The sequence below is a fragment of the Blautia ammoniilytica genome (assembly GCF_025566965.1).
Classification (GTDB): Bacteria; Bacillota; Clostridia; order Lachnospirales; family Lachnospiraceae; genus Blautia_A; species Blautia_A ammoniilytica.
Genome location: NZ_JAOQJL010000049.1, coordinates 1 through 25,337, shown reverse-complemented (window position 1 = coordinate 25,337; position 25,337 = coordinate 1). Strand labels below are relative to the sequence as shown.

18 protein-coding genes are annotated in these 25,337 nt (G+C 44.9%); 17 read left to right on the top strand and 1 reads right to left on the bottom strand.

All coding sequences use genetic code 11. From position 1 onward, the window contains the following. Positions 1 to 172 precede the first annotated feature (172 nt). From OCV61_RS16950 to OCV61_RS16870, 17 genes are all read left to right on the top strand, one after another. Positions 173 to 925, top strand: a complete 753-nt coding sequence (locus OCV61_RS16950; RefSeq protein WP_158422783.1) for a tRNA threonylcarbamoyladenosine dehydratase — start codon at positions 173 to 175, stop codon at positions 923 to 925. Positions 926 to 1,108: 183 nt separating this feature from the next. Next, the gene (locus OCV61_RS16945; RefSeq protein ID WP_158422782.1) at positions 1,109 to 1,474 is read left to right on the top strand and encodes a BMC domain-containing protein; all 366 of its coding nucleotides are present in this window, start codon (positions 1,109 to 1,111) and stop codon (positions 1,472 to 1,474) included. Positions 1,475 to 1,485: 11 nt separating this feature from the next. Beyond that, a complete protein-coding gene (locus OCV61_RS16940) occupies positions 1,486 to 1,914 on the top strand; it encodes a BMC domain-containing protein (protein WP_158422781.1) in 429 nt (142 codons plus the stop codon). A gap of 9 nt (positions 1,915 to 1,923) precedes the next feature. Beyond that, the gene (locus tag OCV61_RS16935; RefSeq protein ID WP_158422780.1) at positions 1,924 to 2,436 is read left to right on the top strand and encodes a EutP/PduV family microcompartment system protein; all 513 of its coding nucleotides are present in this window, start codon (positions 1,924 to 1,926) and stop codon (positions 2,434 to 2,436) included. Between the two features lie 354 nt (positions 2,437 to 2,790). After that, complete coding sequence (locus OCV61_RS16930) at positions 2,791 to 3,666, top strand: leucine-rich repeat domain-containing protein (RefSeq protein WP_158422779.1); 876 nt, start codon at positions 2,791 to 2,793, stop codon at positions 3,664 to 3,666. Beyond that, entirely contained in the window at positions 3,641 to 4,666 is a 1,026-nt protein-coding gene (locus OCV61_RS16925) for an energy-coupling factor transporter transmembrane component T (RefSeq protein WP_158422778.1), read from the top strand. The genes OCV61_RS16930 and OCV61_RS16925 overlap by 26 nt, the downstream gene beginning before the upstream one ends. Positions 4,667 to 4,671: 5 nt before the next feature. Further along, positions 4,672 to 6,366, top strand: a complete 1,695-nt coding sequence (locus OCV61_RS16920; RefSeq protein WP_158422777.1) for an ABC transporter ATP-binding protein — start codon at positions 4,672 to 4,674, stop codon at positions 6,364 to 6,366. Next, a complete protein-coding gene (locus OCV61_RS16915) occupies positions 6,345 to 7,208 on the top strand; it encodes an ECF transporter S component (protein WP_158422776.1) in 864 nt (287 codons plus the stop codon). Before OCV61_RS16920 ends, OCV61_RS16915 begins: the two co-directional genes overlap by 22 nt. Positions 7,209 to 7,227: 19 nt before the next feature. After that, entirely contained in the window at positions 7,228 to 7,986 is a 759-nt protein-coding gene (locus OCV61_RS16910) for a sugar phosphate isomerase/epimerase family protein (protein ID WP_158422775.1), read from the top strand. Continuing rightward, positions 7,986 to 8,948: a prenyltransferase/squalene oxidase repeat-containing protein gene (locus OCV61_RS16905; RefSeq protein WP_158422774.1), complete on the top strand. Its 963-nt coding sequence runs from the start codon at positions 7,986 to 7,988 to the stop codon at positions 8,946 to 8,948. The genes OCV61_RS16910 and OCV61_RS16905 overlap by 1 nt, the downstream gene beginning before the upstream one ends. Positions 8,949 to 8,963: 15 nt before the next feature. Then, a complete protein-coding gene (locus tag OCV61_RS16900) occupies positions 8,964 to 9,899 on the top strand; it encodes an AAA family ATPase (RefSeq protein ID WP_158422773.1) in 936 nt (311 codons plus the stop codon). Next, the gene (locus OCV61_RS16895) at positions 9,896 to 11,083 is read left to right on the top strand and encodes a DUF58 domain-containing protein (RefSeq protein WP_158422772.1); all 1,188 of its coding nucleotides are present in this window, start codon (positions 9,896 to 9,898) and stop codon (positions 11,081 to 11,083) included. Before OCV61_RS16900 ends, OCV61_RS16895 begins: the two co-directional genes overlap by 4 nt. Continuing rightward, positions 10,996 to 13,299: a transglutaminase TgpA family protein gene (locus OCV61_RS16890; protein ID WP_158422771.1), complete on the top strand. Its 2,304-nt coding sequence runs from the start codon at positions 10,996 to 10,998 to the stop codon at positions 13,297 to 13,299. Before OCV61_RS16895 ends, OCV61_RS16890 begins: the two co-directional genes overlap by 88 nt. A gap of 8 nt (positions 13,300 to 13,307) precedes the next feature. After that, on the top strand, positions 13,308 to 14,663 hold the full coding sequence (locus OCV61_RS16885; protein WP_158422770.1) for a DUF4430 domain-containing protein: 1,356 nt from the start codon (positions 13,308 to 13,310) through the stop codon (positions 14,661 to 14,663). Continuing rightward, positions 14,663 to 16,264: a hypothetical protein gene (locus OCV61_RS16880; protein WP_262583287.1), complete on the top strand. Its 1,602-nt coding sequence runs from the start codon at positions 14,663 to 14,665 to the stop codon at positions 16,262 to 16,264. Before OCV61_RS16885 ends, OCV61_RS16880 begins: the two co-directional genes overlap by 1 nt. A 23-nt stretch (positions 16,265 to 16,287) precedes the next feature. Beyond that, positions 16,288 to 20,142 carry an Ig-like domain-containing protein gene (locus OCV61_RS16875; protein WP_262583285.1) on the top strand — a complete coding sequence of 1,285 codons (3,855 nt, stop codon included), beginning with the start codon at positions 16,288 to 16,290 and terminating at the stop codon, positions 20,140 to 20,142. Positions 20,143 to 20,461: 319 nt separating this feature from the next. Next, positions 20,462 to 25,000, top strand: coding sequence for an Ig-like domain-containing protein (locus OCV61_RS16870; RefSeq protein WP_158422768.1), 4,539 nt, complete (start codon positions 20,462 to 20,464; stop codon positions 24,998 to 25,000). Positions 25,001 to 25,115: 115 nt separating this feature from the next. Here OCV61_RS16870 and OCV61_RS16865 read toward each other — a convergent pair. After that, positions 25,116 to 25,337, bottom strand: a 222-nt coding sequence (locus tag OCV61_RS16865) for a transposase (RefSeq protein ID WP_262583283.1), incomplete at its 5' end; no start/stop codon positions are given.

The window sequence follows — 25,337 nt, the reverse complement described above, 5'->3', positions numbered from 1 at the left end:
CGTATCCGGGCAAAAGAATCGCGGGACACGCGAGGATAGCTTGTAGATACTTGGCTCAGTAGAGCCATTGAGCAAGAAGCGCCCACTTCAAAATCTGAGATTTAAGTGGTGGGAGCATGTCACTCAGGGTTTATGATAGAAAGTAAGACAGAATAAAGGGAGAGACAATATTATGCTGAATCAATTTTCCAGAACCCAGCTTCTTTTGGGAAAAACAGCTATGGATAAATTACAACAGTCCAGAGTAGCCGTATTCGGGATCGGCGGCGTTGGAGGTTATACAGTGGAGGCACTGGTACGAAGCGGCGTGGGAGCCATTGACCTGATCGATGATGACAAGGTATGCCTTACCAATCTGAACCGTCAGATCATAGCCACCAGAAGTACGGTTGGGAAATATAAAGTAGATGTGATGAAAGACAGGATCCTGGATATTAATCCAAAGGCAGTGGTAAATGTTCATAAGTGCTTTTATCTTCCGGAGAACAAAGACGAATTTGATTTTTCACAGTATTCCTATGTGGTTGATGCAGTGGATACAGTAACAGCCAAGATCCAGCTGGTTATGGATGCAAAAGAAGCAGGAGTCCCTATCATCAGCAGTATGGGAGCAGGGAACAAGCTGGACCCAGCCGGTTTTCAGGTGGCAGATATTTATAAAACATCTGTGTGTCCTCTGGCAAAGGTAATGCGCAGGGAATTAAAAAAACGTGGCATTAAAAAATTAAAAGTGGTTTATTCACAGGAAAAGCCAACCCGTCCTTTGGAAGATATGTCCATCAGCTGCAAGAGCCACTGTATCTGTCCGCCAGGGGCGGCACATAAATGTACAGAGCGGAGAGATATCCCCGGATCTGTGGCATTTGTGCCTTCTGTAGCAGGACTGATCATTGCAGGAGAGGTTATTAAGGATCTGGTGAAATAAGTAAAGATTATCATAAATGGGGTGAACTGTGAGCAGCAACCGTAAATAATCAATAATCAAGTTACATTTTATCGTAAAAAATCGACTTGACATAAGATATAGGGGATAGTACGATTTGTATAAGAGATGCTGTCAGCACAGATCGGCAGGCAGTACATGCATTGAAAGAGAGGGTTTTTACAAATGGGAAAAGAACATGAAGAGCAGATCAGAATTGTACAGGAGACTGTGGCAGGCAAGGAGATTACCTTTGCCCATGTAATGGGCGGCCCGGCACCTGTGATCTATCAGAAACTGGGACTGAATCCCCAGCTGGATTACCGGTCATCTGCCATTGGGATCATGAATATGACACCGCCGGAGTCTGCAGTGATCGCATCTGACATTGCAGTGAAAAGCGGCAATGTATACCTGGGATTTGCAGATCGCTTTACAGGTACGCTGATCATTACAGGAGAGATCTCAGATGTGATCTCCGCATTGACAGAGATCGTGGATTATTTCAGGGACACCCTGGGATACGTTGTCTGCAATATTACAAAAAGATAGGAAGTGGTTCCATGAGTTCAATGACGAAAGAAGAGCTTCTGGAGCGGATCTTCCATGAAGACTATGAGAAGCTGAAAGGGAAAAAGCTGCGTATGACCCGGGTAAGGGTACCGGGCAAGGAAGTATGTCTGGCACACATTATCAGCTCTTCCCAGACCAGTATTTACCAGAACCTGGGGCTTCATATCGGCGTCCATGAAGGGGAAGACCATACAGGAGAATCCATTGGTATGATCCGTTTTACCCCCTGGGAGGCAGTTGTGGTAGCTGCTGATGTGGCAGTGAAAAGCGCAGACATACAGATCAGTTTTATGGACAGGTTCTGTGGTTCCCTGATCATCACCGGAGGGTTAAGCCAGGTGCAGACGGCTGTAGAATCAGTAGTTAAATTTTTTGATGAAGTTCTGGATTTTAAGACCTGTTCTATTCACAGAAGCTAGGGAGAAAGTATGAGAAAATTATTTTTGATGGGCAGAAGTGAAGCCGGGAAAACTTCCCTGACCCAGGCATTGAAAGGGGAAGAGCTTCATTACAAAAAGACCCAGTATACAAAGTCAGATGAGGATACTATTGACTCCCCGGGAGAATATGCGGAGTCCAAGAGATTTAGCGTAGGTCTGGCATGCTTTTCCTTTGAAGCAGATGTAGTAGGGATCGTACAGGCTGCAGACGAGCCATTTAATCTTTTCGGAGAGGGATGCCAGTCCTTTATTCTGCGCCCTCTTATTGGGATCATCACGAAGATCGATTCCCCTTATGCCAATATCCCTATGGTACGTCAGTGGCTGGAGAATGCCGGCTGTGAACGGGTTTTTCTTGTGAACAATGTGACCCGGGAAGGAATAGATGAGCTCCTTGATTATCTTTCTCAGGATACACCGAAGCTTACCATGGAAGAGGCCAGGTACAGACAAAGTCTGGGACTTAATGAGTGGGATCCTATTCCGGCGGAAGCAAAGTAGTTATATCCGGCGGAAGCAAAGTAGTCTGATTATTGACACTAAAAATACGAAATGATATAATATAAAAATTGTAAATTACCAGGCGTGGTCAGGTCAGGCGTGACCTGTTAAAGGAAATCCGGTGAGATTCCGGAACCGTTTCACTGTGTGAAATGCCACAGAGGCATTTTGAGTCAGCATATCCAACACGTTGTTAAGAGGACAGAGGCTCACAGCAGATCGTGGGGCTCTGTTTTTGTTACTTATTTGTACTATTCACCGGTAATATCCCAGGTGCCGTCAACGGAGGTCATCGGAATATATTTTACCAGAGTACACAGTAACGATAAAATACCAGGAGAGACCAGCTTACATATGTACATAGATCAGAATGAACCGGGATGGAATACATTAAGATTTGACTCCCGTACCTATACATTTCAGGATACCAAAAAGGAAAAAGAACAGTGTGGGGTGATCCCGCCGGAATATGTCTTTGTTGATGACAAGTGTTTTATGGGTAATGGAAAGATCAAAGAGGTAATACTTCCGCCTAAATGCAGGATCATTGGAAGGCAGGCATTTGAAGGATGCCAGTTCCGCAAATCCGTACAATTCCCGAATACATTAAAAGAGATCAAAAAGCGTGCTTTTGCAGAGAACCATAATCTGCGGCAGACAGTATTTCCTTCATCCTTGGAAATTCTTGGAGCACAGGCATACAGAGAATGTAATAATCTGAAGAAAGCTGTTTTTTCACAGGCTTCCAGATGTACAGCCATTCCAGAGGGAGCTTTTGACTCCTGTGTGCGGTTGAATGAAGTTGTTTTGCCTAAAAGCGTGCGTGTGATCGATAAGATGGCTTTTTACAGATGTAAGGAGCTTAAGAAGATCCAGCTTCCTTCCTCCTTACGTTTTATTGGAGAGCAGGCATTTTATTTTTGTGGGCTTGAAGAATTGGCTCTGCCGCCAGGATTGGTTGAAATTGGGGACAGCGCATTTTTTAGATGCAAGAACCTGCGTCATGTAAGGATCCCCCAAAGTGTGCGAATGCTGGGACGCTGGGTATTCCATGGCTGCAGCAGGCTGGAATATCTGGATATTTTCCATGATCCTGAGTATATTGGCCCCTGGATCGTGAATAAAAGCTGTACCATCCGATGCAGAAAGGGCAGTAAAATAGACGCTTATTGTGATGAATACGAATTAAAAAGGGAGTATATCTGTGAAGAAGACCGAAAGGAAGGTTAAAGCCTTTGAGGCAGCGGATACCTTTTCCAGGTGTCATCCGCTGCTGAATTTCTTTTATTTTGCTGTTGTGCTCATACTTACCATGTTCAGTCAGCATCCGCTGATTCTTGCAGTTTCCTATGCCGGGGCTGTAAGCTATGGGATACTGCTGAATGGAGCAGGAAAGACCTTGAGGCAAAGTTTTCTTTTTACATTGCCTGCCCTTTTGATCATTGCCCTTCTGAATCCTATGTTCAACCATTATGGTGTTACCATGCTTTATTATATAGAAAGCAGCGGGAACTGGGTGACTCTTGAAGCACTGGTATACGGCGTGGTACTTGGAACGGTGATGTTTGTAGTGATCCAATGGTTTTCCTGTTACAATCAGGTAATGACCAGTGACAAGTTTGTTTATTTGTTTGGCAGGATCATACCTGCATTGTCTCTGGTGTTATCCATGGCTCTTCGCTTTGTGCCGGAGTTTCTGCACCAGCTGAAGGTGATCCGTAACGGACAGAAAGGGATGGGCAGAGATATATCAGAAGGCAGTTTATTCCAGCGTATCCGGTATGGGCTGAATATCCTGTCTATTTTGATCACCTGGGCATTGGAGAATGCCATTGAAACTTCAGATTCCATGAAAAGCCGAGGGTATGGCCTTCCTGGACGGACTGCTTTTTCCATATACAGGTTTACAAACAGAGATAAGATCCTTGGGACAGCCATGGTCTTCTTGTCCTTGATTTTTACTGTGGGCATTGCTAAAGGGGCAGCTTATGCCTCTTATAACCCACGGATCCTGCTGGCTGGATTTACGATCCAGGGCAGGACATCTCCGGTATCGGCGGGCAGCTTTTTAACTGCTGCCACCTATTTGTGTTTTGGACTTTTTTGTTTTTTACCTGTGATCCTGGAGCTTACAGAACAGATACATCTGAAAAACAGCCGAAAGCATGCGGGTGCGGATATTGGTATGACATACCGGCGGATCTATGAAGAACTGGAACAGGAAGGATAAGACTTATGAATATTGTGGAGATATGTGACTTTTGCTTTGCCTATCCGGATAGTTCCAAAAGGGTACTGGATCATACAAAGCTGAAGATCAAAGAGGGCACTTTAAACATTATCTGCGGCAGAAGCGGATGTGGGAAAAGTACCCTTTTACGTCACCTTAAAACAGCCCTTGCACCTTATGGGAAAACAAAAGGGGAGATTCTCTATAAAGGGAAAAGCCTGGCTGAAACAGATCACAGGACGCAAAGCCAGGAGATCGGGTTTGTGATGCAGAATCCGGATAATCAGATCGTTACCGATAAAGTATGGCATGAGCTGGCCTTTGGCCTGGAAAGCCTTGGATATGACAGCGAAACCATTCGGCTTAGGGTGGCAGAGATGGCCAGCTATTTTGGCATCCACCAGTGGTTCTACAAAAATGTATCAGAATTATCAGGGGGACAGAAGCAGCTTCTGAATCTGGCTGCTGTTATGGCAATGCATCCTTCCCTGCTGATCCTGGATGAGCCAACCTCCCAGCTGGATCCCATTGCAGCCTCTGACTTTCTGGAAACAGTAAAAAAGATCAACCGGGATATCGGCACTACTGTGATCCTGACGGAGCACAGGCTGCAGGAGATCCTTCCATATGCAGATCAGGTGTATGTAATGGCGGATGGGCGGATACAGATGCAGGGAACGCCAGGAGAGGTTGGAGCTGGTCTTCATGATGCTGATAAGGGAATGTTTCTTTCCATGCCTGTGCCTGTACAGATCTTCAATGCAGTGGAAGGAACAGGAGAATGCCCTCTTACCGTAAGCCAGGGAAGAAAATGGCTGGGTGAGTATGTAAAAGATCATCCCCAGATCCCTACAGGCATAAAGAAAACGAAGACAGCTTCAGGTTCGGCAGAGCCTGCCATCCAGGCAAAGGATCTGTGGTTCCGGTATGAAAAAGACAGCCAGGATGTGGTCAGGGATCTTTCCTTGCAGATCAATAAAGGGGAATTCTATGCACTTGTAGGAGGAAATGGTACAGGGAAAAGCACTACCTTCTCGTTGCTGTCAAGGGTGAATCAGCCATACAGAGGAAGAATTCGCCTTTATGGCAGAGATCTTCGTTCTTATAAGGATAAAGAACTGTACTTTGGATGTCTGGGAGTGCTTCCCCAGAATCCTCAAAGTGTATTCCTGAAGAAGACGGTACTGGAGGAACTGTATTCTGTGATCGGAGGAAAGAAGGAGCGTATGTCTCTGGAATACCAGTCCCAAATGAAAAAAGAAAAAGCAATTGAAGGGATGGTAAGCCTGACAAAGCTGGAAGGTCTTCTGGAACGTCATCCCTATGATTTAAGCGGCGGAGAACAGCAAAGACTTGCCCTTGCCAAGGTGCTTCTTCTGCGGCCCAAGGTACTTCTGATGGATGAGCCAACAAAGGGAATGGACGGAGAATATAAGGAAGAACTGGGAAAAATATTGAAAAAGCTTCAATCTCATGGAATGACCATATTTATGATTTCACATGATATAGAATTTGTGGCAGAGTATGCAGATCGTGTAGGATTATTTTTTGAAGGAAATATTGTAACTGAGAATGATGTAAAAACCTTTTTTGCAGGGAATAATTTCTATACAACAGCAGCTAACCGGATGGCAAGACAGTATTTTCCGTATGCGATAACTGGAAAGGATGTGGTTGCATGCTTACAGAACGAGAATTAGACCATTTTCTGGATAGCTTTCTTGCAATACCTGGGGAAGAAACGACTTCAGGAGAGAATATCAGTGAAGCAGAAGAGAACCTGGAGGAATATCAGCTGCCAACAGACGGACTGATCATCCGACAGATGGAAAAAGATGGTAAGGTAGGACACCGCACCTGGTTTGCACTTGTATTGATGCTGCTGATCGTGCCTGCTTTGTTATACCTGTCTGTGAGGATCTTCCATGGGAAGAAATATATGATCAGCAGCCTGATCGTTGTATTTGCGGCTATGCTGCCCTTTTTTATGATGTTTGAAGGCAGGAAGCCTAAGGCAAGGGAAATCATGGTGATCGCTGTACTATCTGCACTTGGAGTTGCAGGCAGGGCTGCTTTTTTCATGGTGCCAAGCTTTAAGCCTGTGGCTGCCTTTGTGATCCTTACCGGGATTTCTTTTGGAGGCGAGGCAGGCTTTCTGGTAGGCTGTCTGATCATGCTGATCTCCAATATGTTTATGGGACAGGGACCCTGGACGCCATGGCAGATGTTTTCCTTTGGAATCATTGGATTTCTAGCAGGGATCCTGTATAAAAAAGGCATTCTGAAAGCCAGAAAGATCGATCTTTGTATTTATGGTTTTCTAAGCGTAGTGCTGATTTATGGCGGGATCATGAATCCGGCCAGTGTTCTTATGGCATATGGGCATATTACAAAGGAAAGCCTGCTGGCTTTTTATATTTCAGGGCTTCCGGTAGATCTGGTACATGCAGCATCTACAGTGGTCTTTCTGTGTATCATGAGCCAGCCCCTGCTTACAAAGCTGGAAAGGATCAAGGTAAAATACGGGCTTATACAGCGGTGAAATGAGGTAAAACTAATATATGATATATATCAGCCATTTATTTCCGGATGACCAGATGGAGGAGTTGATCCGTCAGTCCGGGATGGGAGTAGAAAGCATTGACTTTTCAATTGCAGATAACCTGGATCATTTTTCTGAATCCATAGATGTATACAGGGAAAAATTAAAAAAGATGGGAACCAGGGAACTGATTCTCCATGGTCCTTTCCTGGATGTGAATCCGGCGGCCTATGACAGACTGGTACGGGAAGTAACTATGAAGCGGTTTGACCAGTGCTATCAGGCAGGTTTGCTTCTTGGAGCCAGAAAGATCGTTTTTCATTCCGGAATGAATCCTTATGTATATTATAAACAGGGCTGGGCAGATCAGGTGTCACGGTTTTTCAGTGAATTTATGGACGGCAGGCAGGAACTGGAAATTGTGCTTGAGAATGTTTTTGATGATGACTGGGAATTACTGTTAGATGTATACAAGAAAGTAGATCACCCTAATTTTAAGCTTTGCCTGGACATTGGACATGCACACTGCTATTCGTCTGTGGATGTGCGGGAGTGGGCGAAAGCCCTTGCACCTTATGTGACCCATGTGCATGTACATGACAACCTTGGGGACAGAGATGCCCATACAGGTCTTGGACGGGGAAATCTGCCTTATCAGCAGGTTCTGGAAAACCTTCCCCTTACAGAAGAACGGACATGGACTATTGAATGTATGAAAAAAGAGGATGCACAGCTATGCTGGGAAAAGATCAGAGCACTGGAAGGAGGAGCCTTATAATGGTGAGAGAATATAAAATAAGAAAATGGCTTCTGCTAGGCGGGCTGTGGGCAGTAATGCTTACAGGATGTGGGAACAGCAGCAAAACACCACAGGATGCTATTAAGAAAACAGCTGCTTATGAAATGGAAACGGTTACTTCTCCTGAATCTAATACTCTTGGAGGAGAGTGGACGGTGCTGGCACTTGCCAGATCAGGTGCTAAGGTGGAGGATAATTATTATGAAAAATACAGAGCCAACCTGGAAAAAAGAGTAAAGGAACAGGAAGGCGTATTAAGCGATAACCGTTATACGGAATATTCCAGGGCGATCCTTGCCCTGACAGCCATCGGGGATGATTCGAAAGATGTTGCAGGCTATGATCTGACAAAGGCTTTGGAGGATTATGATACCGTGGTTTCCCAAGGACTGAACGGCGCTGTTTTTGCACTTCTTGCCTTGAATGCAGACCGCTTGGATGTGGATGGGCCACTTGAGAAACAATATCTGGATTTTATCCTTGAAAAAGAAAAACCGGAAGGCGGTTTTTCTTTGAGTGATCAGGCAGATACAGCAGATGTGGATATCACAGCAATGGCACTGACCTGCCTGGAGCCTTATCAGCAGGATAAGGATGTAAAAGAAACCATAGAAAAAGGGATCACCTTCCTGGCGGATGCCCAGGATAAAGATGGAGGATACACTGCATATGGTACAAAAAGCTCAGAATCCATTTCCCAGACAGTGATCGCCCTTTCTACTTACGGGGTGGACTGTAATGAAGACAGCCGGTTTAAAAAAGACGGGAAGGGTCTTTACGACAGACTGATGGAATTTTCAACGGGTGATGGAGGCTTTGCCCATATTCCCAAGGGAGAGGCGGATCCTTTGGCAACTGACCAGGCTTTCTGTGCACTGGCAGCCTATCACAGATTACAGGAAAAGCAAAACAGCTTATATAATATGACCGATAACAAATAGAGGGAGGAAAGGATATTGGTTGATAAGATTACCCTGCTGCAGGAACAGCTTGGGAAAATCATAAAAGGTAAAAAACAGATCACAGATAAAATGCTGATGGCAGTACTGGCAAAAGGACATATCCTGCTGGAGGATGTACCCGGTGTAGGAAAGACTACCACAGCTCTGGCTTTAAGCAGGCTGATGGGTATGGATTTTAACAGGATCCAGTTTACACCGGATGTGGTGCCGTCAGATGTAACCGGATTTACAATGTATGACAAAGCCTCTGGCCAGTTCCTTTACAGACCTGGGGCAGTGATGTGCAATATGCTTCTTGCAGATGAGATCAACCGTACCTCCAGCAAGACCCAGTCTGCGCTTCTGGAGGTTATGGAAGAAGGAAGGGTAACAGTTGATCAGGAAGCCCATCCTGTACCGCAGCCCTTTGTGGTGATCGCTACAGAAAATCCGGTAGGCTCCCTTGGAACACAGCTTTTGCCGGAATCCCAGCTGGACCGCTTTATGGTTAGTCTGAGTATGGGATACCCGGATCATGACAGCCTGGTGGAACTGCTTCGTGACAGACAAAAAGAAAACCCGCTGGAACATACAGCACCTGTGCTCACAAGAGAAGAACTGCTTTCCCTTCAGGAGCAGGTACAAAAGGTATATGTATCCGATGCAGTTCTGGACTATGCCGTTTCTCTTTCAGAAGCTACCAGGGCGAATGAGTTGATCACCTTAGGCTTAAGCCCCAGAGGTACTTTGGCTTTGATGCGTATGGCCAAGGCTCATGCCTTTATGGAGAAACGGGATTATGTGGTGCCAAAGGATGTACAGGCAGTATTCGCAGATGTGGCAGGTCACAGGATGGTGCTGGATACCAAAGCCAGGTATGAGGACAAAGGTCCAAGACAGATCCTGGAGCAGATCCTTTTACAGGTGCCTGTGCCAAGGGTAGACGGATGATGAAAAGCAGGCTGATCTGGCTTCTGTGGCTGGCGGGCATGGCGGCTGCATCAGTATTTACAGGGGAATATCTGTATATGGCTTTGCTTCTGATTTCCTGTGTGGCGTTTGTAATGTCCGGAATTCTTCTGATCTGTACAGGACGTAAGCTGCAGGTTCAGATCAAACTGCCAAGAGCAGCAGAAAGAGGCAGGGAATTTACAGGGGAGCTGCAGGTTCGGAATCTTTCGGCCATTCCTGTTTTTGCAGGAAAAGGAAAGCTGTGGTGGGAAAATACACTGACTGGAGAAAAAGGATGGCTTCCCATAAGCTTTTCCTTACAAAGTAAAGGCAAACAGATCATTGAGTTTCAGGGGGAAAGCAGATGGTGCGGATGTGTTGCCTTTACTTTTGGAAAATGGTACTGCCAGGATCTTTTCCATATTTTTTCAGGAAAAAGGCAGACAAAAGAAAGCAGGGAAGTGGTAATCATGCCTGACAGGCAGAAAAAAAGTTTTTCTTTTCTTTTGGGAGAGAGCTTTGACATGGAAAGCTTCCGCTATTCAGGGGGGCGCCCCGGGGATGATCCTGGAGAAACATATGATATCCGGTCATACAGGCCAGGGGACAATATCCGTCAGATTCACTGGAAGCTTACAGGTAAGCTGGATGATGTGATGATCCGGGAAAAAAGCTATCCTGTAGATGACACAGTATTGCTTCTGGCAGAAAGCTTCCAGAAGGATAGAAACCCATTAAGAGCAGAAGCAGCAGTTGAAGTATTTGCTGCAATTCTGGAAGACTTTATGGAACGTAAGATCTCCTGCCAGGCTGGGGTTTATGACAGGTCTGCAGGAAGGATACATATACAGAAAATCGGTACCAGGGAAGATCTGGAAAAAGTTCTTTATCTTTTCCTGCAAAGCACAGGAACTAAAGATGAACCGGTAGTTGTACGGAAATATCTGGAAAATCCAGGTACAGTAAGATTTGCAGAGTATATCTATCTTACAGGGGAACCGGAGGATATCTCTGCACAGTTTCTGAAAAACAGGGGACAGATTACTGTCCTGAAGTGCGGAGGCAAAGGCTCAGACAGCGAAGGAGTTCAGATTACATGGAAGTTTGGCTTACAATGCCAGGACAAAAACAAAAAACAAAATACAGACAGCAGCTGCCCGGTATTTTGCTGGAAGCTGGGCTGATCCTGGGGATTTGCGGGGCAGGGATATTTTTGCTTCTTGAAATGCTTACAGGGGCCGCAGACAGACTGCCTTTTTTATGCAGTGTGTTTATTACGGCACTGGTCTGTTTATTTACCGAAACTATGAAAAAAGGCAGACAGATTACAGGAACCCTGATTTTTCTGATTACAGGAATCATTATTTTTTTCTTTCGCAGGCTTTTACTGGCAGGAGCTGTTGTATTCTGGAATAAAGGGGCAAACCTGCTTGGGAGCAGTGCCGGGATCTATCTTGTACGGTATCAGACTGTCACAGATTTGGATACGGAGCTGGCTGCAACGGTTTTTCTGGTCTGCCTTGGGATAGCTGCCGGAACAGCAGGGTATCTTTTTTTTCGCTGGCGGATCAGTTTGATATTGGTTTTGTATGGTCTGGTGCCTGTGGTGCTTATGGTGCTTACCGGCAGTTTCCCGGAGCCTGATCTTTTTATTATTTTTTATTTCTCCTTGGTGCTTGGCTTGATCCGGATGCACACCTGTAAAGAAGCTTTTCAACAGGATCTGGCTTTTGGGGAGGGTGTACTTTTCCTGGCAGCTGTGATTTTAGCAGCAGGACTGATTCTTGCAAGAATGCTTCCCCAGGAAGAATATCAGGAGCTGCAAGTTGTGTCTGATGCAAAGGAAAAAGCAGGAGAAGCCTTGTATGATCTTCGTTTTAAAAAAGGTCAGTTAAATGGTCTTACCGGGGGAAATCTGAAAAATACAGGAAATTGGACGGGTTCTGATGAAACGGCTCTTAGAATCTCCATGGAAAAGCCTCAGCCCATGTACCTGCGTGGCTTTGTGGGCTCAAGGTATGATGGCAGCAGCTGGAAAAGCATAGATTCTTCCAGTGCATATCAGGAACGTAATCTTTTTTACTGGCTGCATCAGAAAGGCTTTTATGGGGAAACACAGCTTGCCAGTGGTGCCAGGCTTACAGATACCAGCATCAGCAGCCAGAAGGTCAGTGTAAAAAATCTGGCTGCGGACAGCCGATATCTTTATACACCCTATGAAATGCAGCAGCTTCCGGAAGGTTGTCAGGGAGAGGATGGATTGGCAGACAGTACAGTTGGCGCTAAAGGATTTTGGGGCCAGCGGAGCTATTCTTTTACCACTGTTCAGCCTCTTACCAGCCAGTTTACAGACCTGGGGGCGCAGATATACCAGCTGCTTGCTTCCGGGAAGGATCCGGGATACAGACAGGCAGAAAGCTATTACAATGCTTTTGTTTATGCCAATGACCTGCAGCTGCCCAAAGCTCTTGAAAGCTTATTTAAGCAGGAACTGGGAGATGCAGGAGACAGAACTCAGGGACATACAGATTACTACACAGCCATTACCAGGATCCGAGCTTATCTGGAAAAGCATATGACATATAGCAGTGCAGCAGATCCTTACAGCAAAAGTGGTGATTTTGTCCGTGAATTTCTGGAAGATAAGAAGATTGGCCATAGTGTACATTTTGCAACAGCAGCTGCCTTAATGTTTCGATATTATGGCATTCCTTCCAGGTATGTGGAAGGATATCTGGTCACTTCTGCAGATATACAGGATACGGAAACAGGACAGCCCTTGGAAATACCAGGGAAAAACGGTCATGCCTGGACTGAGATCTATATTGATGGGCTTGGCTTTGTGCCAGTAGAAATGACTCCTGAATATTATGGGGTTATGGAAGAGGCTGATCTGAAAACAGGCCTGGAGGCAAAGGGCAGACAGGCAAAGGCAGTGCCAGAAGAAACACGGACCATGCAGGAAGAGGAAAATATACAGACTCACTGGAGTCTGAAGCTTGCCTTGTTTGGCATAGAAAAATTTCTCCTTCTTTTCCTGGCTGTTTTTGATGGCTTCTGTGTGCTGTTTATTCTTACAGTGGTTATGCTTCGGATACGTGCTTCATACAGGCGCAGGAAACGGTTTTTAAGCAGAGATGACAAGAAAGCGCTTTGTGCAATGGCCGGATACGCAGAGGATCTTTATAGCAGAGGAGAGAATGGGTATTCCAAAAGGGCAGAGGAGCTGTATCAGCAGGTTTATCAGGCGGGGCAGAAGGCGGCTTTCAGCCCACACAAAATACAGCTTCAGGAAAAGGATACCTGCAGGGAATGTATCCGGATCCTGAAAAAGGAATTAAAGAAACAGAAAAACTGGTTTGACAACTGGGTTATGAAATATATTGAAAGGCTATATTAAAGAAAGCAATGAAAAAAAGGAGCAAGGGAAAAAACAGGAAAAACAAAATATGGACAAATGTTCTTCCGCTGGCATTTCTGATGCTTTTTCTGGCTGTGTTGTACAGCGGATTTCGTCAGGAAAAGCAGGAGATCCAGACAGATCCTATTCAGGGGATCAATGCCCAAAGTTCCTTAAAGGGATATCTTGGCAAGGGATATGCATATGGTGGACAGGACAAAGGAAACAGTCAGGGGGAACAGGATTTTATACAGCAGGCTCAGACTTTGCCTGAACCTACGGTAACACCCCAAGAAGAAAAAATAACACCTTCTCCTGTGCCTGCTGTAACGCCTGCAGATCCAGAAGAAGAAATACAGGATAAGACGGATCCAACCCCTGTTCAGGTGACAGACGCACCTACAGTGCCGGATCCGGATTCCCAGACCAATACCATTGTATATGAACCTTCAGGGGAAGAAAACAGCACGGAACATGAGGAAAATGCTTCTGATCAGAATGATGACCGTAATCAAGATGGCGCACAGGTACCGGTAACGCCTGCTCCTACAGAAGCACCTACTCCTACACCGGTGCCTGAGGAACCGGTAAATCAGTATCCTACGGTTGCCACAGATCTGACAAATGGAGAAACGGTCAATGCTTCTTACCGAACTTTCTACGTACAGGCAAAGGACTGGTATGGCAACAGCCTTTCAGCTTCGGCACTTCAGATCACAGGGAATGGACAGCGGCTTTCTTCCAGAGGAGAGCCTTCTGATGGAATCTTTGCCTACCGTCTGGATCTGGCAGAAGGAGCCAATACCATAGAGATCCGTGCCACAGATGAGGAAGGCAGATGTACCACTCTTCCTGTGTTTACCATTTATAAAGGCTCAGAGGAGGAGCAGCAGCCTGCAGGATCTGTGACTATCAGTATTGAAGCAGGTACCATTGGTCTTGGAACCATTCTTCCAGCTGCCTCCATAGGGTTTTATCAGGGAGAACAGTTGTCTTCCGTACTTTTAAGATTTTTGCAGACCCAGGGCTTTGACTGGAGGAATGATGGCGATGTTTCCGGAGGTTTTTATCTGAAAGCCATTGGGAGAGGTGGGATTGCTGCCAGCGCTGCTATTCCGCAGGATCTGATGGATCATCTGATCGCTGCCAACTGTCAGCTGTCAGAGCATGATGCCAACTGGATCGGGGAATTTGATTTTACAATGGAATCCGGATGGCTGTACTTTGTAAACGGAGAGTATATGAATGTGGGAATGTCTGCCTATTTTCCGGCAGATGGAGATGAGATACGGCTTCGTTTTTCCCTGTATTCCGGTGCTGATGTAGGAGCCGGCCAAACAGGAGAAACATGGGGGGACTGGTAATGAAACGATTATTAACAGGAATGCTTCTTGTAGTTTTTCTTCTTGGGTCTTTGCAAACCGAAACAGGAGGAGAAACGATACCAACCGAAAATCCATTGCCCACAGCAGGACCTGTGCTTACAGAGATCCCGTCACCAACAGAAGTGCCATTGCCAACGGAAGTGCCAGTACCAACAGAAGCACCATTGCCAACAGAAGCGCCGTCACCAACAGAAGTGCCACTTCCAACGGAAGCACCGGTACCAACAGAAGTGCCACTTCCAACGGAAGCGCCGTCACCAACAGAAGTGCCATTACCAACGGAAGCGCCACTGCCAACAGAAATACCATTGCCAACGGAAGCACCGCTGCCAACGGAAGCGCCACTTCCAACAGAAGAACCACAGCCAACAGAAACACCTGTGCTTCAGGCTTTATACGTGTCCAGCTCAGACACTTACGGCAAAGGGATCTTGAAGCTGGATCCGCAGCTGTCTGTAGAGCACAATAAGTATAAAGCAGTTTATGAGGGGGAACGAAAGAGCCTGAATCTGTGGCCTGAGGCAGCAGGAGAATGTGAGATCCATGTATATGCATTAAGCGGTGTGAAAGCTTCTACTGTGGAAAAGGATGAATCTATCAAAGACCATGATGACAGAATGGGGCATAGATTCTGGAAGCTTGTGTTTGCAGATAACGAAAGAAAACTGGAGGTGAGGATCCAGGTAACTGCTCCTGACGGTACGAAAAAGGATTACTACCTGACTTTGTCTACAATGGATACAACCCTTCCTGTGTTAAAGAAAATAAGTGCAAGTCGAATTTCCACGGATACGGCTTCAGCGGTATATAAGACCAGTGAAAAAGGTTACCGGTATTATCAGGTGATACAGGCTGGTGCAGCCCTGCCAAAGCTGGATACTTCCCAAAAAGGAACCCAGGTAGGTGAAGGAACAGATACCATCGCCCTTACTGGCCTGACTGCAGGGGAAAAGGATCTGGTCATAGCAGTGAAGGATCTGGCAGGCAATATTAGTGAACAGCTTGTGATCCGGATCCCGGATATAAAAGCTGCCACATCAGGCAGCCTGGCATCAAGGCCAGGATACGGAGGGAATAAATCCCAGGCCACAAAGCCTGGTTCTGGCGGGGATGGATCTATTGACAAGCTGAAAAACGTACAGGGAACTGCAGGATCTCTGAAAAATCCATCCGGGGCAGCAGGCAGTGCCGGGGCAATGGGATCTGCTCAGTTGGCTACTGGAAAAAAGAAAAGTCAGATTAAAGATAAAGAAACAGCTAAGAAGAAAAACAAGGATAAGAAGAAAGAAACTGCAAAGAAAAAAAACAAAAGCAGTGAAAAAGACAAAGCAGAGAATATAAAATCTTCTTTTTCCCAGGATACCGGTGACAAAAGCCAGGCACCTGATACGAAAGATCTGCAGAAAAACAGTTCATCCGGTAAAAAAAGTATTTTTTCTGCTTTTAGGGGGCTGAGGCTTTCCACAAAGCTGATGCTGGCAGGAGCTGTGGCAGGCCTGGCATATATCCTGCTTTTTACAGCTGCTAAAAGGCATTACAAAAGGATGTACAAAAGAACGGATAGAAGGATAAGGGCATGACCAAAAAGGAGCAAGGAGGGTGTATGGCTAGAAAAATGAGAAAATGGATGGCTGCTTTGCTGGCATTAACACTTATAACCGGAAGTGTACAGGTGTATGGGGAAGAACAATTTGTTGATGTGGCAGAGGATATTCAAGAGGAATCCCGGCAAGACATCATAGAGCCGGAGGATATATTTTCTTCTGAAGAATTTACTTCTGGTGAAAGCGAAGCTTTTGGGGAAGATTCTGCAGATCTTGCAGATGAAGCGACAGAGCCGGAAGAGGTTTATGATGTAACAGAAGAGGAGTCCTTGTTTGAAGACGTACAGGATACCAATGTCCAGTCAGAGGAATACCTGACAGGTCTGAAGGTATATGCCGGCAATTCTGAAAATACGCCTTTGGAAATGAACCGCAGGGAGGATCTGGATGAGGAACTTCAGGGAAAGGTTTATACAGTAGAATACAGCTCCAATTATGATTCAGGTTCCTTTTATGTGACTGGAGATCTGTCAGCTGCCGCACCGGAAGAGGCGAAGGCGGTACTTTCTGCATGGACCCTTGACCATACCCAGGAAACAACAGAAATGGATGTTGCTGCTTCTTCAAAAGGACTTCGTTACAGTCTGGGCAGCAGGATCTTTACATCCGGTATACAGGGTGGAAAAAGGGCAGTTTATACCATTACAGCAGGAACTGAAGGAGACAGCCAGGTATATAAAATCCTAGTGCTTCGCCGCCTGGATCTTAAGAATATCAGATGCTACAGATCTTCTGACACAGATCTTACAGAAAATTTGGTCTGGAATTTTGATACTACAGGAAAAACCAGAGAATATGAGGCGATCGTTCCTGCCGTTGATACAAGTGTGAAGCTTCTGGCAAATGCATATGGTGAGAACTGGTACCAGCTGAAAGTGAATGGAATCACGGTATCCACATCTGATCCAGTAGATGTTCCCCTTGGCACTGAGGAAACAAGGATCCAGCTTTCCATGGAAGTGCAGGATACTTATGAGGATCCGGCTTACCAGGGCAGTACATATACATCACAGGGAAATTATTGTGTGACAGTTTCCAGAAAAGCAGGCACAGATCTTGCCTTTCAGATCACACCTTCCCAGGCTGTTGTCAGTGTATATGATGCAGCAGGAAACCGACAGATACCAGATTCGGATAATCTGCATTTATTTCATAATATATTAAATGGAGAAGCTTATACATGGACAGTCTCCTGCTATGGTTATGTAGGTGCCCATGGCACATTTACAGGAGGGGAAACAGCCCTGATCCAGGCAGACCTTCAGGAAGCTGCTGCACGCCATACAGAGATCCAAGACAATGACTGGGTTAATTTCAGAAACAGTGATACGAATAATGGTGTTGTGAACTGGGAAACTCCGGAAAACTCTTCAACTGCACTGGAAAAATGGTCCAAAAAACTGGGAGGCAGCTGGGAAGCTTCTGTAACTCCGCCGCTGATCCTTGGAGGCCAGCTGTATGTAGCTTCCGGAAAATATATTTACAGACTGGACAGGAACACAGGGGAGATCCAGGCCACCAGTGACCCGCTATCAGGAAGCATGGTCTATGCTATGATTCCGCTGACTTATGCAGAGGGGATGCTGTTTGCACAGATTGGAGGCGGAAAAATCCAGGCAATCAGTGCCACTACCCTTAAGTCCCTGTGGATCAGTGAATCTATAGGTGGACAGACGATTTCACCTGTTACATATAAAGACGGATATATTTATACAGGTACCTGGGATAATGAAACAACAGCAGGAACTTATTTCTGCCTGTCTGTTACAGATGAGGACCCCACAAGGGGAGATGAGGTGAAATACTGTACCTGGAAATATAATCATAAAGGTGGTTTTTACTGGGCAGGAGCCTATGCATCCAAGGATTATCTTGTGTTTGGGTCAGATGACGGGGCCGAAAACGACTACACCAATACAGCAATTCTGTATTCTGTTAATACCCATACAGGGCTTTTGATAGATCAGAAAACAGGGCTGAAAGGAGATATCCGGTCTACCATTGTTTACCAGAATGGGTATGTGTATTTTACCACCAAAGGCGGTTATCTATATAGGATCGCCATGAATCAGAACGGAACCTTCGGTCAGACGGACAGCATCAGTCTTGGGGGGATGGCAACTGCATCTCCTGTAGTATACAAGGGCAGGATTTATGTGGGTGTATGCGGTACAGGCGGCCAGTTTAATCCGGATGGAGGACACCATTTTGCGGTCCTTACAGAAACAGCCTCCGGTCTGTCCCTTGCTTATAATGTTTCCATTCCAGGATACCCTCAGGCTGCCCCTTTGCTTTCTACCGCTTACGAGAACCGGGATTATAACGGAGACGGGCTTCCGGATGGCCGGGTGTATCTGTATTTTACTTATAATGCAAAGCCTGGCGGTATTTATATGCTGACAGATGCACCAGGACAGACCTCCGGCACAGCTGCAGAGATTTTCAGACCTGAGAATGATCAGGCAGAATACTGTATCAGCACCATCTGTGCAGACCGTGATGGAACTCTTTATTTTAAGAATGATTCCAATTATCTGATGGCAGTGGAATGTAATGGAGCATATATTGACAGTGTGTCTGCACAATCGGATGCAGGTACGATCAAGTGGAAGGATATGTTCCGGAAAAGTAAAACAGAGCATACTCTGTTGATCGGAGAGGAAACAAAAACTGTAACTTTGCAGTTTAAGGCTTTGGATGGTTGTACCTTGTCCGTGAATGGACAAAATATTACCGGTGCTTATACGGTTGATGTATCTTCAGGACAGGCAGAGGTGCAGGTGCTGGCGCAGTGTCTTGGAAAAAGCAGAAAATACGTATTTCATATTACAAGGGATCAGTCTGTTCCGACGCTTGGGAATCTGACAGTAAGCACAAGCAATACTTACAGTAATGTTCAGGCACGGCTGGCAATCTCTCCGGCATTTGACAGAAATACAGCGGAATACCGGGTGCTTTATACCGGAGATCGTGATTTTATCAATATTTTTGCAGAAACAGAAGAATCAGATGCAGAAGTAACGGCAGCAGGGATCCAGGGAACCTTGAAGGTAAGTATTTTTGGCAAAACCACAGGAAGCGGTAATGCCAGCAGGATCGCCATTTATCTGGATAAAAGTCCTGAGATCCAGGAGGCAAAGGTACGGATCACAGTACGTACCCGTACCGGAAAAACAGGTGATTATATATTGACGATCCAAAGAAAAGAGATCATTGTTACGCCAACACCTACGCCGGTACCGGATGAACCAGAGGTTTTTGGCACCTGGTCAACTCTTTCACCTGCTACGGTGTTTGAACCGGAGGTACAGCAGCGGACAGGCAGCAAGGGTACTGTACAGACCCGTACAGTGGGTGAGAAGCTGTCTCCTACAGGAAAGCTGAATGTAAAGCGCATTCCCCTTAAGATCCGGCAGACTACATCTAAGGTGTCAGTGTCAGGCCTGGCTAACGGGGACTTGGTGAAAACCTGGACCAGTTCTAACAGGAAAATCGTGTCTGTATCGAAAAAAGGTGTGATCAAGGGCTTACGTAAGGGAAAAGCCACTGTAACAGCTGTTCTGGCAAGCGGAAAGAAATTAAGTCTTACTGTAACTGTGCAAGCTAAGACTGTGAAAACCAAAAGTATTACCGGGCTGAAAGGAAAGCTGACTTTGAAAAGAAAAGGAAAGCTGGCGTTGAAGCCTGTGCTTTCACCCATTACTTCCCAGGAAAAGGTTAGTTATATGTCATCCAATTTAAAGATAGTGGCCGTGAATAAGAGAGGGGTGATTACCGGGAAGAAAAAGGGGAGCGCAAGGATAACGGTCAAGTCAGGAAGTAAGAGGAAGTTGATACGGGTGACGGTTCGGTAAATGAATTTTGCAATCTTGATAATGTGTTCTGGAGGTTGACAGTTATTGGGCAAAATGTTATACTTTTTAAACAATGAATAACCAGGCGTGGTTCAGCCTTTTGGCTGATTTGACGAAATCCGGTGAGAATCCGGAACCAATGCTGTGTAAGGTATGGCGGGTACCTTAAGTCAGCCTCCAACACGTTGTATAGGACAGAGACTCATGTGGACAATGGGGCTCTGTTTTTTGTTGCCATTTATGCTTATGAGAGAGGGACAATGGGAGTATTTCTGGCTGTTCAAACAATAAATCTTGAAAAAGAAAAGGAGAAGGAAACGTGAGAAAAAAAGAACTGTTTAAAAGGTTGACAGCTATATCCATGGCTGCAATGATGACACTCACAATGATGCCGTCGTATGCATTTGCATCTGACAGCGCTTTTTCAGATGGTCAAAAGACCTGGGAAGAAGTATCTGCAGAAGATGCATTTTCTGACGGAGATGTAATTGCGGATGAACCAGAGGAAATCCTGGAAGATTCAGATGATTTCCAGCTGGCCCAGCCGGATGCTGCTTATGATGAGGCAGAGGATGCCAAAACAGCAGCGGCAGCGTATTTGAAAACTAATTATATTGATGGTACAAATAAAATCACTAGCACAGGTGGTGCAAATGTAGTAAAAAGTGATGATGGATTAAGCTATACTGTTGGACTGACAACTCCCTCTGGATCGAGTATTTCATCTCTGCGATTAAAAACTGAAGGAAGTACCAGCTCATATAGAAGTGGCTGGTATATTAACAGTAAATATGTTAATTGGGGAAGTAAAAAGCCTTCAGCGCCAAGGAGTCTAGGTATTACTCGTCCAACCGCAGAAGAAGGAAACCAGAGTTTTACAGCGACTCTTCGTTTATTTGCAGCAGATACCAGTACAGATGTGATCGATGATGCGACACGGGCAGAAGCAGCGGCTTTGGCTTCACAGGATTTTACGATCACATTAGTGGCAGCTGAAAAAGTATATGATTATCGTCTGACTTTAAAGGTGCAGGATTCTGATCAGAAAGAGATTACCGATGCTGATGTAAAACTGGAAGAGATGTCTTATCCTTTTGACACTGTTTCACATGAGTCTGATGGAACTTACAAGATGATAAAGGATATGCAGTATAAGCTGACTGTAACACGTGATGGATACAATTCTTATACGGAAAAGTTTACTTTTTCAGGTAATCCGGAGAAGCTTGAGAAAACCGTTACCTTATCAAAAACGGTTATACATGCCATTACATTTAAGGTAACAGATAAAGATACCGGAGATGTAATTCCAGACGTAGAAGTAACGGTTAAGAAATCAGGCGACTGGCAGCCTATAAATGGAAAGAACGGAAGCTACAGCCTTGTTGAGGGGTATAAATATACCTGGAGTGTAAGTGGTGTAGAAAACTATAAGAATGCTTCTGACGAATTTACTGTAACAAAGGATGAAGAGATCCTTATCCAGCTGACCAAGGAGATTTCTACATATAAAGTTACCTTTAAGCCAACCTATCTGGGACAGGCAGTTGCTAATGCCACAGTTAAGGTGACACATGAGGAAGAAGATGATTATGATGAGTATGAAACTTATACTGTAGAAGACAAGCCTGCTAATGGCGTCTATAGTCTGAAGAAGGGTGTTGAGTATACTTATACTGTTAAGGCAGATGGTTATAAGGATGCAACAGGTACGTATACACCTTCCGGAAATCAGGTGGAGATCGCATATCCGGTTGCAATGCAGAAGGATGTGGTTATTGATCCTGCAGATCAGGCTAAGGTTGACGCAGCAGTTGCCCAGTTTAATAAAGAACTACTTGGCGCTTTAAGACCTGGCTACGATAAATACAAAAATATTAATGCTTTTGTAGAAGCCAAGCTTGCTTCTTACACTATTGATACAGCTGGCATCAAGGTTGCAGTAAAATCATCAGATAATACAGATGTCATTGGAGTGGATGGTGTGATTCATTATATTGCATCTCAGAAACCGGCATCTAATAATATTAATAGTGTGAGTCTGGATGTTGTGTTTACATTTGAATTGAATGGAGCACAGGCAGATACTGATTCTACAAGGGTAACTGTTGGATGGGACAGAGATCACTTCAGCCGTAAGATGGCAGAGGAAAAAGACAGCCTTACCTGGGATATGATCAAGGGCAATAATACTTCTCAGACAGAAGTTGAATCTGATCTTTCTCTTCCGCAGATCATGACAGATGGTGCATTTTATGCATGGTCACAAATTACCTGGACATCTTCTGATCCTACCGTGATCAGTGTGGAAGATGCAACCAGCATTAAAGTAACAGAGCCAGTAAAAGGTGTGATCCATGCTCCTGCAAAGGATACGGAGGTTACACTTACAGCTACTTTTAATGCAAATGATACGATTCTTAATTCTTATTGTGGAGAAACAGTAAATGCTTTTACAAGCTGCACCAAGGATTTTACCGTTACCGTAAAAGGGACAAACATTGCACCTCCTACAGAGGAAGAGCTTCTGGCAATCCTTGATAAGTATTATACAGCAGATCAATTTACGGATTTTGTAAATAAAGACGAAGTTGTAGATCTTAACAATTGTCAGGCTGATTTTAGTTTGCCAAAGTACACCAGAATCAAGGATGAAAACGATCATTTAGTATTTAACAATGGTGAGATCACCGTAACTTCTGAAAATGAAGCAGTTACAGTTAATGGATATCGCACATATGTAGACGGTTTCTATACCAAGGATATGACAGGAGATCTTGTAGTTACATTTACCAGGGAAAATGTAACTGCAGTCAAGAGGTTCCCGATGACTGTGAAGCCTCTTGATGCCAGTGTTCTTGCTGATGAGCTTGCAATGATGGAGCAGGCAAAGCTGCATTACTTTGACGGTATTAATGACGGCCGGTATGCGGATAAGGATTCTATTACTGGAAATCTGCATCCGTTCCAGGAAATGGTTCTGGATGAAAACGGAAATCCAAAATGGATCTACAGTTTTATTGATAGAACAGGAAAAGGCATTATTGCAGATGATTTCTTTGATGATTCTTGGATCATGGAAGGGGCAGGCTATAATCGATTTAAATCATCCAACCAGAGATATATCAATCATGATACATTGAATGTTTATCCTGGTGAGACAGATACAGAGATCACCATTTCGTCTCTGCTCAGCAGTGAGAGGTATGGTGTATTTGCAAAGAAACATCCGGATAATGAGGCACTGCAGAAGCTTTACAGACAGCCTGTATCCGTTACAGTTACTGTTGTAGGTACCAAATCAGCAGCAGAAGGTTTGGCTGATCTGATCCAGAGCACACAGGAAATACTGGATACTATGGCAGAAGGACAGGAGCCTGGACAGTATCCGGCTGGAACAAAGGCAAAGCTTCAGCAGGTTCTGGATGCTGCAAAAGCAGCTCAGGTAAAGGAAAATGTAACAGAGGAAGAACTCCGTCAGGCAATCCGTGAACTGAAAGCTGCAGCAGCAGAGGCACAGGATGCTCAGAATGTGGTGACAGCATCAATCACAGTAAGGCTTAATCAGACACCAAACCAGCTGGGACAGCTTCTTTCCATGACAGTAGCTGCAGATACAGCCAAATCCTATGGCTATGAAAAGCCGGAGGAAATGAAGAATAAAGTGGCTGTTGTGGATGTTCTTTATGCAATCCATAAAGAATTATATGGAACAGATTTTGAGAACGATCCGGGCAGATATCTGGCTGTAAACAATACAGGTAAGATCACTACCATCTTCAAGGCTCAGAATCCAAATGTTTCTTACCTGATCAATGATAAGTATCCTATGGATGCAAGTGGAAATATGACTGCTGCACATAACAGTGTGGTAAATACCGGCGATCAGTTCAGCATCTTTGTATATGCGGATACAACCGGATGGACCGATAAATACCTTTTCTTCCAGGATGTTCCATCCTCTGTAGAGGCCGGAAAAGACTTTGCTGTAACGCTGAAGACCTACGGATATGATTCCAACTGGAATACTGTGGAACTGTTAGTGGCAGGAAGTACACTTACTCTGGAAAACAAAGCAACCGGTGAAAAGACACAGGCTGTAACAGATGAAAACGGATCTGCAGTAATTAAAGCAGAGAAGGCCGGTTCCTACAGATTATACGTATCCAATGCACCATATACCTATTATGCAGTGGCTATGAAAGACATTGAGGTAAAAGCAGCAGAAGTACCTGCAACACCCACAGAGGCACCTAAGCCAACGGTAACACCTGCACCGAATCCAACAGTGGCACCTCAGCCTACAAAGGCACCTGCGAAACGTGGACAGGTACTTGTTGCCAGAGCAAAAGCAGCCAAAACATCTGTGGCACTTAGCTGGACGAAGGTAAATGGCGCTGAGAATTACAAGATTTATGGCGCAAAGAATAACGGTAAAGTAAAACTTCTGAAAGCTGTATCCGGAACAACCAGATCCTGGACACAGAAGAAGCTGAAAAAAGGAACAACTTATAAGTATTATGTGGCAGCTTTTGGCAGCTATGGAAGAATCACCAAGTCAGCAGTGATCTATACAAACACAACCGGCGGAAAGAAAGCAGACATTAAGAAAGTGACTGTAAACAAGAAGGCCTTTACATTAAAGAAAGGCAAAACAGCCACTATCAAGGCAAAAGCCATTGCTTCCAAGGGTACATTCAAAAAGTATACCAGCAATATTCGCTATGTTTCTACCAACACTTCTATTGCAACAGTAAGCAAAAAGGGTGTGATCAAAGCGAAAGCAAAAGGTAAATGCTACGTTTACTGTTATGCACAGAACGGACTTTATAAGAAAGTAAAAGTTACAGTAAAATAAGCTATTCTGATAAAAGTATCAGAACCATGCCAGAAGCTGTAGCGTTATAAAAACAAAAACGTCACTTCCCGGGAAGGAAGTGGCGTCAGACTGTAGACAAACTTGGTGTTGGGTGTTATGCCCAGCACCATTTTTCTTTTAAAACTTTTTTTCTTTTTATTTTCTCCAAAATCAACAAAAATCTGGCTGTGTTCCAACCTCGTTTTTCCAGAATCTTTGCCAGTTTTTTCAAATTCATGCATGCAAAGGTAAGCCCGGCTTTCATTTCCATCCGTGCTTTTCCTACATACTGTGTATATCGAAATCCATGCTGTTCTTTCGCTGTACCGAAGATCCG